The sequence below is a fragment of the Roseiarcus sp. genome, assembly GCF_052145395.1.
Lineage (GTDB): Bacteria > Pseudomonadota > Alphaproteobacteria > Rhizobiales > Beijerinckiaceae > Roseiarcus.
This window is the reverse complement of the sequence record NZ_JBKQOT010000405.1, coordinates 1-10,096: the sequence shown is the minus strand read 5'-3', so window position 1 is coordinate 10,096 and position 10,096 is coordinate 1. Positions and strand designations below refer to the sequence as shown.

The window sequence follows — 10,096 nt, the reverse complement described above, 5'->3', positions numbered from 1 at the left end:
CGCAACTCATCGCGCCAATCACGGTCATCATCTACAAGCAGTTTTTCGATTCGGTGCCGAAGGATTTTCGCGAGGCTGCGGTGATCGACGGCGCTAGCGAATTCCAGCTCCTGTTCAGGATCTATCTGCCGATGAACTGGGGGATCACGACCGCCCTCGCGATCATCACCTTCATCGGCGCCTGGAACCTGTTTCTCTGGCCCTTTGTCGCGGTAACGACCGACGACCAGATGAACATCACCGTCGGCATCACCCAGGTGCATGACGCCTTCGGCGTCTCCTACGGGCGCGACCTCGCCGTCGCCATGCTGGCGGCGCTCCCCGTCGCGATCGTCTATCTGGTCTTCCAGCGCAAGGTCACGCAGGCCATCATGTTGTCGGCTGGCATCAAGGGATGAGCGCGCCGACGGCAAACGGGAACGAAGCCGGCCCGCACGTCGAACTGAGACGCGTGACCAAACACTACGGCGCGGTGACCGCCATCAGCGATCTGAGCCTGAAGGTCGAGAAGGGCTCGTTCACCGCGCTCTTGGGCCCGTCGGGCTGCGGGAAATCGACGCTGCTCAGGATGATCGCGGGACTCGAGGCGATCACCGCAGGGCAGTGTTTCATCGACAGCGTCGACGTCACCGACGTGCCGCCGGCGCAACGGCGTATCGCCATGGTGTTTCAGTCCTACGCCCTCTATCCGCACATGACGGTGCGGCAGAACATCGCCTTCTCGCTGTCGGTCGCTGGCGCGCCGCGCAAGGTCCAGCACGAGCGGGCGCTCGAGGTCGCGCGTATCCTCCAACTCGAGTCCTATCTCGATCGTCGGCCCGCCGAACTCTCCGGCGGTCAGCGCCAGCGGGTCGCTATCGGACGGGCGCTGGTGCGCAAGCCAGAGGTCTTTCTGTTCGACGAGCCGCTGTCCAACCTCGACGCCAAGCTGCGCGTGCAGATGCGCCTCGAGCTGGCGAAGCTCCACGCCGACCTTCGCACGACGATGATCTATGTCACGCACGACCAGACCGAGGCGATGACGCTTGCCGACAAGATCGTCGTCCTCGACAAGGGGACGATCTCGCAGGTCGGCTCACCCCTCGATCTCTACAATCACCCCGCCAACAAGTTCGTGGCCGCCTTCATCGGCTCGCCGAGCATGAATTTTTTCGGCGCCGAGATCGCCGCCGCGCACGACGGCGTCGCGAGCGTCGTCCTTCCGGGCGGCCGCGGCGCGCGCGCGCGAGTACGGAACGACGCGAGGCCGGATGGGCCGGTCGAACTCGGCGTCCGGCCGGAGCATCTCGCGCTCACCTCTGCCGACGATCCGGCCGCGGCCTTCTCTGGCTCGGTCGTGATCGTCGAGCGCCTGGGCAGCGCGACGATCCTCTATATCGACACCCCGGCCGGTCCGCTCATCGCGCAGGGCGAGGGAAACCTCGCAGCAAGGCCCGGCGAGACGATCGGGCTCGCGCTCAGCGAAGCCAACGTCCACCTCTTCGGCCCGACCGGCGAAGCGCTCTGATCCGCCCATGATGCGCCCGGAACAGCCTTGCTCATGGATCGGTGGTCAGCCTGAGCAGGATGTCCTGATCGTAATTGCCGAAGCCGCGTCCGAAGACATTCAAGCCGCCGGGGTGGCGCGCGTCCGGCTTCACCTCGATCCGGAGCCGGATCGAGTGATGTGCGGAAATGTCCAGGTCTGCGAGGGTCAGGGGCGAGACGCGGACGCCATCGATGAAGGCGCCGTCGGGCGTCACGCGCCAGCTCTTGAGCTTGCCGTACTGGCTTCCCTTCAGTTTCCACCAGTCCGGCGTATAGACGCCCCGCTTGTCGCCGAAGTCGCCGGGGCTCGTCCAGACGCCGATCTCCCGCCCGTTGATCGCGACTGTAATGTCGGAGGGCCAGTCAGCCGACGTGCCGGGCACCTCCGACGACAGTTCGAGCGAGAACTCGAGCGCGGTCACGGCCTTGCCGATCAGGCGCGCGTTGTTTGGGAACTGATATTCGACGAAGCCCCGCGTGAACCACATGAGCCCCGCATTCATTCGGTCCGGATTGAGGAAGGTCTCGGGAACGTCGAGAAGGCCGATGATTCCCTCCGGCGAACAGAGCCCGCAGGGGGCGCTGACCTCGCATCGGGTGTAGAGGCCGATCGGCATCGCGACCTCGATCACATTCGCCTGCGCACGCTCGAAATCGTCGCGGAACGTCACGAGGACCTCGTCGAAGACGGCGAAGCACACTTTCTGATGCCCTTTGCGTCCCTTCTGCGTCTCGGTGCGGATCAGGCCCGCCTGCTCCAGAACCTGCAGGTTCGAAGACACCGTCGACTGCGGAAGCCCGAGCGCCTCGGCGATGTCGTTGACATTGACGCCGGCGTTGCGATGCAGGAGCCGGAGGATGCGCACGCGCGCGGGCGACGCCAGTCCGTGCAGCACGTCCGGGCGTTCCTCGGGATCAATGACCAGAAAGTTGCGCGACATTCTCCGCTCGGTCCCCGATTCGCCGCAGCCTGCCTTTGTATCAGGCTTCTTGATATTATGGGAACGGGCGGTGGCGCGACCGGAGGCCTCGCCCGGGCCACTCGCTTCTGGAGCTCCGCATGTCCGAGCCGCGATTGAACAGATCGTCCTCTCTCCGGCCGACGGTCAGCCTCGACGGCGCCTGGGACTTTTCCTTCGAGGGCGCGACCGCGAAGCTCGACGGCGAGAACCACCGCATCCGGTCGCCGGGCCTCTGGCAGACGCAATTTCCAGCCCTTCGCAACGCGCAGGGGCTGGGCCGCTACCGGAAGAGCGTCGAGCTTCCGCCCGAGTGGGAGGCCAAGCGAGCTTTCCTCGTCATGGAGGGCGTCTTCCACGAATCGGCGATCCTGGTGGACGAAAAGCCAGTCGCTGTCCACGCCGACGGCTGGACGACCATCGAGGTCGATCTCACCGGGGCGCTCGAAGGCCGCAGGGCCTTCGTGCTCGGGGTCGACGCGCGAGTTCCCGACGATCGAGGGGCGAACGGCTTCAGCCAGTCGCTCGCGGCCAAGCAGGACTGGTACGGCGTTCAGGGCGGGATCTGGAAGCCCGCATGGATTGAGGCGCGCCATCCATTGCATCTGAGCGAGATCGTGATCGAGACCGCCTACGACCTCGCCGCCGGGACAGTCCGGGCGAAAGGCAGGCTCTCGCGCGCAGAGCGGGCGATGTTAAGGCTCACGGCGTCGCGGGGCGGAATGATCCGCGCGCAGGGGGAATGGGCGCTCGATTCGGCCGCCCTCGACGTCAGCCTCGCTCTATCCGAGCCCGACCCCTGGTCGCCCGACGCGCCCAGCCTCTACGACGTCGCGGTCGAACTCCTCCGCGACGGCGCCGTCGTGGACGCGGCTGAGCGCACGGTGGGCTTTCGAAGGTTCGAAGCGAAGGATGGCGGACTCTTTCTCAACGGCGAGCCTTTCTTCCTGATCGGCGCGCTCGACCAGGACTGGCACCCGCAAGAGGAATGCCGGCCGCCTAATCCGGAGTATCTCGAGCGGCGCTTCCGCAACGCCAAGGCGATGGGGCTCAACGCGCTGCGTTGCCACGTCAAGATTCCGGATCGGCTGTACTTCGATCTCGCGGATCGCCTCGGGCTCACGGTGTGGCTCGACATGCCCTATATGGCGTTCCTTGCGCCGCCCACGCGCGAGACCTTGCTTTCCGTTTTCCGCCAGTCGGTCGCGACGCATGGGTTTCACCCGTCGATCGCAATCTGGACGCTCTTCAACGAGGGCTGGGGAATCGAACTGGACGACAACCCCGACGATCGGCGCTGGCTGATTGAGGCCTTCGATGCCGCGAAGGCGCTGGTCCCTGAAAGCCTGCTCGTCGACAACTCGCCCTGCTTCCCGCGCAACTACCACCTCAAGACCGACGTCGAGGACTTCCACTGGTACAACGGCTTCCCGCACCAGAACGACGCCTTTGCGGCGACGGCCCGCGCCTTTGCGGCCCGCGCGCCCTGGGCCTGGTCGCCGCATGGCGATGCGGTGAAGCGCGGCGACGAGCCGCTCGTCTGTTCCGAGTTCGGCGTCTGGGGCCTTCCGCATCCCCGCGAGATTCTGGAGGCTGACGGACGCGAGCCGTGGTGGTTCGAGAGCGGCCACGACTGGAATCTCGGCGCGGCCTATCCGCACGGGATCGAGACGCGCTTCCGCGACGCGGCGCTTCAGCCGATCTTCGGCGATGTCGATGGGTTCGTGGACGCCGCGCAGGCCTTCCAGTTCCGCGCGCTCAAGCACCAGATCGAGACGCTGCGCTGGGAGCGGCCGATCTCAGGCTATGTCATCACGGAGCTCAACGACACGCAGTGGGAATCAAACGGCCTCATGGACGTCAAGAACCGCCCGCGCGCCTTCGCCGAACGCCTTGCTGGACTGCAGACTCCGTGGCTCGTCGTTGCGCGCGCCGAGCGGACCGCGATCCGTTCCGGCAATAGCGTCGAGGTCGGCGTGCGGCTCGTCGGCCCGGCGCCGGCGCCCGAGGGCGCGAAGCTCGTCTGGCGCTTCGCGGATCAGACTGGAGAGGCGGCGCTGGATGCGCCGCAGGCGACGGTCACGCTTGAAACCCCGAGCGTCGAATCGATCGCGGTTCTGCCCCTCGAGATCGAAGCGCGGGACGCCGAGGGCCGTCTCCTGTCACGCAATTCGCTCGAACTTTGCGTTGTCCCGTCGCTCGCGAGCGCGCCATCCCTCTTGCCCGTTGACGACAGGGCGCAAGCCGCGCTGGCCGCCATCGGCTGGCCAAGCCGGGCCGCAAGCGCGGAGGACGCCGATTGCCTGTTCGCAACCCGGCTTACGACCGCGGTCCGCGAGGCGCTGCTCAAGGGACGTCCTGTTATGCTCGTCGCGAACGAGGACGATGCGCTGATCGATCCGGAGCGCAGGCTGCCGCTCAATGACCGCCACAACTTCCCGCAAATGCTGCTCAGACGGCGCGATGGGACGCCCTGGGACGGGCAGTGGATGGGCGCGTTCGCGTGGCGACGAACCGACGGGCCCTGGGCGGCCCTCCCCAACGGCCCCATACTCGACGAACACGGGTGGGCCTCCTGCCGAACCACGTCCTCGCCGGCTTTCCCTCGACCGCCTTCAACGGGCTGGTCGACTCGGGAATGGCCGTCGGCTGGCTGCATCTCGCGGCGGCGTTCACGAAACGCAGCTTCCTCGGCAAGGCGTGGATGACCGTCAGCACCTTCGACCTGACCTCGGAAGAGGCGGCAGCCAACCCGCTTGCGCCGCATCTTCTCGCGGCGATCGCGGGAAGCTGAGCGAATGGGCCCCGTTTCCACCGCGAATCGCGACGTCTCAAGGGCTTGCGGCGGGTTATCCACCAGACCGGAAATCCCGGAAGCCGTCGACGCCGCCCTTGACCTGCATGCTGAGAAGCGACGCAAAGCATCTCTTGTCGAGCTACCCTCCAGAAGGCGCTTGTGCAGCCTGGATGGTCCTTCCGCAAGCGCATGACGAGAATGACGCCTCCCGTCCGAGCCCTTGCGGCGCGCCCGCCTTTTGGGTTAGCGTTTTAGGAAAAGCTTTTCCCCTTATTGGACTCGCTTTTAGGGACGGCAAAAAGCCGAATCCGCGAAACTTGGGAGGAACGTCGTGATCCAACGCAAGCCTTGCGCGGCCTTGGCGGCCGCGCTCCTTAGCGCCGTCGCATTCGCAAGTCACGCCTTTGCGGACACCATGACCATGTGGGTACGCGCCAGCGGAACGAACGCGGCCGCTCACCTCGTCGATCTCTGGAATGAGACTCACAAGGACAAGATCGAGCTCACCACCATCCCCGACAATCAGATGGTCACCAAGCTCGCGACCGGCGTGCAGGCGGGCGAGGTTCCGGACCTTGTCTCATTCGACCTCATCTACATGCCCGACTTCATGAAGGCCGGTTTCCTCGTCGATCTTACAGACGACCTCAAGGCCGACCCGAACTACGCCTCGGTCGCCCAGGCCTACAAGGATATCGCGACCTACGAGGGTAAGCTGTACGGAGCGGGCTTCACGCCCGACGTCTCGGTCCTCGTCTGGAACAAGGACCTGTTCAAGAGAGCGGGGCTCGATCCGGAAAAGCCGCCGCAGACGATCGGCGAAATCGATGAGGACGCCAAGAAAATTCGGGCCCTCGGCCCGGATGTCTACGGCTTCTACTTCTCGGGCGCCTGCCCGGGCTGCAATATTTTCGCGTCCTCGCCGATGATGGTGGCGGCTGGCTCGAAGATGCTGCCCGCCAACGACAATGACGAAGCGTTGACCGGCGACGGCACCGCAAAGGCGCTCGGCATCGGCTACGTGCCGTGGGTCTATCACTTCGCCGACATGGTTAATTCGGATTCGAGCCCCTGGATCAACATGTATCAGCGAACGATCTTCGACGGCGACGTTGACGGCGCCATCAAGGAGGCGAAGGAGAAGATGAAGGAGATCGCCGGCGAGTGACGGTCTCGCAGACGAGCAAGGCTTGATGCGATGCCGCGTTCGGCGCGTCTCCGACAATTGCAGGGCTGGCTCTTCGCATTGCCGGCCCTCCTGTTCGTTGCTGTCTTCGTGCTCGTCCCGCTTGGCCAGCCCATCGCGATGTCTCTGACCGACATCAAGCTGCTCGGCGGCAGCAAGTTCATCGGCTTCGACAATTATTTCAGGATCTGGAGCGACTTGGGCTTTTGGCGGGCGCTCAGGTTTACCGCCGAGTACACGCTCATCCTGACGCCGATCCTGATGGGGCTCGGATTCGCGCTCGCGCTTCTGACCGTCGAGAACACTCCGCTCAAGCGCCTCACCCGGACCATCGTGTTTCTTCCCGTGGTCATTGGCCTCTCGAGCTCGAGCCTGCTCTGGTTCTGGCTGCTCGACGAGCAGGTCGGCCTGTTCAATAAGCTGCTCATCGATCTGCACGTAATCCGCGAGCCGATCGTCTGGTTCGTCACCCCCAATCTTGCTTTCTCGGCGGTCGTCATTTCGATCACCTGGAAGGTCGTCGGCTTCGGCGTGGTGCTGTTCGTTTCAGGAATCCAGGCGATCAATCCCGACATTCTCGAAGCCGCCGTAATGGACGGCGCTAGCTACTGGAGCCGTGTTCGACTCATCCTTCTGCCGCTGACCCGGCGGGTCATTCTGCTGACGACGCCGGTCAGCGCAATCGGCTCGATGCTGGCCTTCGACCAGTTCTACATCATGACCTCCGGTGGTCCGAGGGGCCAGACCTTCACCGCCGTCTACTGGATCTATCAGAACTCCTTCGTTTTGTTCAAACTGGGCTACGGCGCGGCTCTGTCGATCGTGCTGACGCTCATCATTCTCGTCTTTTCGACCTTGCAGATCTCGCTGACTGCGCGGAGCGAGCCGCAATGAGCGCCGTCGCGCTTACCACCGAGACGGTTGCGATTTCCGCGCCGCGAGGTCGGCGCTTTGCCCCGGCTGTCTATCTGACCGCGGCTGCGTGTGTCGCTGTCATTGTGATCATGAGCGGGCCGCTTATCCCTTCCTTCCTCGCGTCGATCAAGGCGCCTGACGACGCTTCGGCATCGCCCCCGGATTACCTTCCGCAGGCGCTGAGCTTCGCGAATTACGAGAAGGTGATCGGCTTCCAGGCGGGGCTTGCGACCTATGTCGAGAACTCCCTGCTCGTGGCGCTGATGACGATCGCAGCCTGCATCGCGCTTGCAGCCCCGGCCGGCTTCGGGCTAGCGCGATTCTCGATGCGCGGGAAGGAAATCGCCTTTCTCGTCCTTCTCGCGCCGATCATGATTCCCTATCAGGCGATCCTGACGCCTCTCTATCTCGATTTCGCCAAAGTCGGCCTCGTCAACACCCACTTCGGGCTCGCGATCGTCCATACCGTCTTGCAACTCCCCTTCTCGATCTACCTCATGCGCAACAGTTTCGAGGCCATCCCGCGCGAGATCGAGGAGGCGGCGATGATCGACGGATGCTCCGCTTGGCGGCGACTGACCTTCGTCTTTCTGCCGCTCGCGGTCCCGGGGTTGGTTACGGTCGCGCTCTTCGCCTTCATCACCTCCTGGAACGAATTCCTCGCAGCGCTCATCTTCATGAGCCGCGAAACCTCCTTCACGGTGCCGATCCTGCTTGTCAGCGTGCGCATCGGCCACCACGGCGCGGTCGACTGGGGGGCGCTGCAGGCGAGCGTGGTCATCTCGATCATCCCGTGTCTTGCGATCTATCTGGCGCTGCAGCGCTATTACATGTCCGGCTTGCTTTCTGGCGCGGTCAAATGAGCGACTTGAGCCACGTCCTGCCCCCGGAAGACGAGACGCTGGCGAAGCCCGCGCGAACGATCCGCGACGTCGCACGCCGCGCCGGCGTCTCGATCGGGACCGCGTCCAAGGCGCTCAACGCGAGCGGGCGCCTCGCCGCCGACACCCGCGCCAGGGTCCTCTTGGCCGCCGAGGAGATCGAATACCGCCCGAACAATCTCGCGCAGAGCCTCCATCGTGCGCGCTCGATGACAGTCGGAATTCTGTCGAACGACAGCTTCGGGCGCTTCACCATTCCGATCGTCGCGGCGCTCGAACGGCGTCTGTTCGACGACGGCATCGCGGTCTTCATGTGCAACGCTACCGACGATCCCCAGCGGGAGCAGCGTCACGTCGACCAGCTTCTGCGCAAGCGCGTCGATGGCCTCGTTGTGACTTCGCGCCGTGCGGACGTGCGCGCAGAAGTCGTGCCCGCCGTGCGCGGGCTGCCGGTCGTCTATGTGTTTGCCCGAATCGAGAATCCAGACGCGCTCTGCCTCCTGCCCGACGACGAAGGCGGCGCGGGCCTTGCGGTGGAGCATCTGGTCAGGCTCGGCCGCAGGCGCATCGCCCACATCACTGGGCCCGAGCGCTTCGAAGCGGTGCGGTTGCGCGAAAAGGGCTGGCGCTCGGCGCTCGCGGCCGCCGGACTTGCAGCGCGCGACGGCGACTACCGATCCGGGCGCTGGTCGGAGGAATGGGGACGCGAGGCGGCGCGCAGTCTGTTCATGCGCCGGGCTCAGCCGCCGGATGCGCTCTTCCGCGGCAACGACCAGATCGCCCGCGGGGCGCTTGACGCCTTGGGAGAATTCGGCTTCGCGCCGCCTGACGATGTCGCCGTCGTCGGCTTCGACAATTGGGACGTGATGACGGCCGCGGCGCGGCCGCCGCTGACCAGCGTCGACATGAACCTCGACGCGCTCGGAAGCGAGGCCGGCGCGTCGCTGCTCAAAATGATGGCCGGCCGCAGGCTCTCGGGCGCGAAAAGGCTGCCCTGCTCGCTCGTTGTGCGCGATTCGTGCGGCGCCGGACTTCGCAACGGAATCAAAAAGCGATGACTGAGACGGCACCCTATTCCCCGAAGCCGTTCGCCGAGGTCAAGATCACCGGCCCCTTTTGGCGCGAGCGGCTCGACACGGTCCTGACTCGGACGATCCCGAGTCAGCATGCCAAGCTCGACGAGGTCGGCATCCTCGAATCGATCAAGCTGCCGAAGCCGATTCCGCCGCTTAGGATCCCGCTGAACAGCCACAACTTCACCATGCAGGTGTTCTGGGACTCTGACGTCGGCAAGTGGATCGAGGCGGCGTCTTACGCGCTCGCCCACCGGCGCGATCCCGACATCGAAGTCAAGATCGACGCGATCGTCGACGACCTCGCGAGGGCGCAAGCGCCGGACGGCTATCTCAACTGCTGGTACAACGGACGGGAGCCCGAAAAGCGCTGGACGAATCTGCGCGACTATCACGAGCTCTACAACGCCGGCCATCTGCTCGAGGGCGCGGTCGCTTACTTTCGCGCGACCGGCAAGCGCAAGCTCCTCGACGTGATGGAGCGCTATGTGGACCACATCGCCGCGACCTTCGGGACGGGGCCGGGTCTGAAGCGCGGCTACCCAGGGCACCAGGAGATCGAGCTCGCGCTCGTCAAGCACTATCGCCTGACCGGGGACAAGCGGCGGCTCGCGCTCGCCTCCTACTTCATCGACGAGCGCGGGCGCGAGCCGCATTACTTCACCGAGGAGGCGCTGGCGCGCGGCGAGGATCCGGCCGATTACTGGGCCAAGACCTACGAGTACAACCAGTCGCACATCCCCGTGCGCCAGCAGACC

The 10,096-nt window shown here is 65.0% G+C and carries 9 protein-coding genes; 8 read left to right on the top strand and 1 reads right to left on the bottom strand.

Annotated elements, in window-relative coordinates; all coding sequences use genetic code 11:
* The coding region (locus tag ACLP25_RS13585; RefSeq protein ID WP_442469721.1) for a carbohydrate ABC transporter permease at nt 1–398 on the top strand (398 nt) is incomplete at its 5' end.
* Nucleotides 395–1,507 (top strand): ABC transporter ATP-binding protein, encoded by a 1,113-nt coding sequence (locus ACLP25_RS13580; protein ID WP_442469720.1) that lies wholly within the window; start codon nt 395–397, stop codon nt 1,505–1,507. The genes ACLP25_RS13585 and ACLP25_RS13580, both read left to right, overlap by 4 nt.
* A gap of 31 nt (nt 1,508–1,538) precedes the next feature.
* On the opposite strand, the gene ACLP25_RS13575 is transcribed toward ACLP25_RS13580, so the two are convergent.
* Complete coding sequence (locus tag ACLP25_RS13575) at nt 1,539–2,468, bottom strand: ArsR/SmtB family transcription factor (protein ID WP_442469719.1); 930 nt, start codon at nt 2,466–2,468, stop codon at nt 1,539–1,541.
* Between the two features lie 119 nt (nt 2,469–2,587).
* On the opposite strand from ACLP25_RS13575, the gene ACLP25_RS13570 reads away from it, so the two are divergent.
* The 6 genes from ACLP25_RS13570 to ACLP25_RS13545 all read left to right on the top strand — a co-directional run.
* Complete coding sequence (locus ACLP25_RS13570; RefSeq protein WP_442469718.1) at nt 2,588–5,194, top strand: glycoside hydrolase family 2 protein; 2,607 nt, start codon at nt 2,588–2,590, stop codon at nt 5,192–5,194.
* A 420-nt stretch (nt 5,195–5,614) separates the two neighbouring features.
* Nucleotides 5,615–6,451 (top strand): extracellular solute-binding protein, encoded by an 837-nt coding sequence (locus tag ACLP25_RS13565; RefSeq protein WP_442469717.1) that lies wholly within the window; start codon nt 5,615–5,617, stop codon nt 6,449–6,451.
* Nucleotides 6,452–6,481: 30 nt separating this feature from the next.
* Nucleotides 6,482–7,363, top strand: coding sequence for a carbohydrate ABC transporter permease (locus ACLP25_RS13560; protein WP_442469716.1), 882 nt, complete (start codon nt 6,482–6,484; stop codon nt 7,361–7,363).
* Nucleotides 7,360–8,247, top strand: a complete 888-nt coding sequence (locus ACLP25_RS13555; RefSeq protein ID WP_442469715.1) for a carbohydrate ABC transporter permease — start codon at nt 7,360–7,362, stop codon at nt 8,245–8,247. Before ACLP25_RS13560 ends, ACLP25_RS13555 begins: the two co-directional genes overlap by 4 nt.
* Nucleotides 8,244–9,323 carry a LacI family DNA-binding transcriptional regulator gene (locus tag ACLP25_RS13550; RefSeq protein WP_442469714.1) on the top strand — a complete coding sequence of 360 codons (1,080 nt, stop codon included), beginning with the start codon at nt 8,244–8,246 and terminating at the stop codon, nt 9,321–9,323. Before ACLP25_RS13555 ends, ACLP25_RS13550 begins: the two co-directional genes overlap by 4 nt.
* Nucleotides 9,320–10,096 (top strand): beta-L-arabinofuranosidase domain-containing protein (locus ACLP25_RS13545; RefSeq protein ID WP_442469713.1); only part of this gene is annotated, 777 nt, incomplete at its 3' end. The genes ACLP25_RS13550 and ACLP25_RS13545, both read left to right, overlap by 4 nt.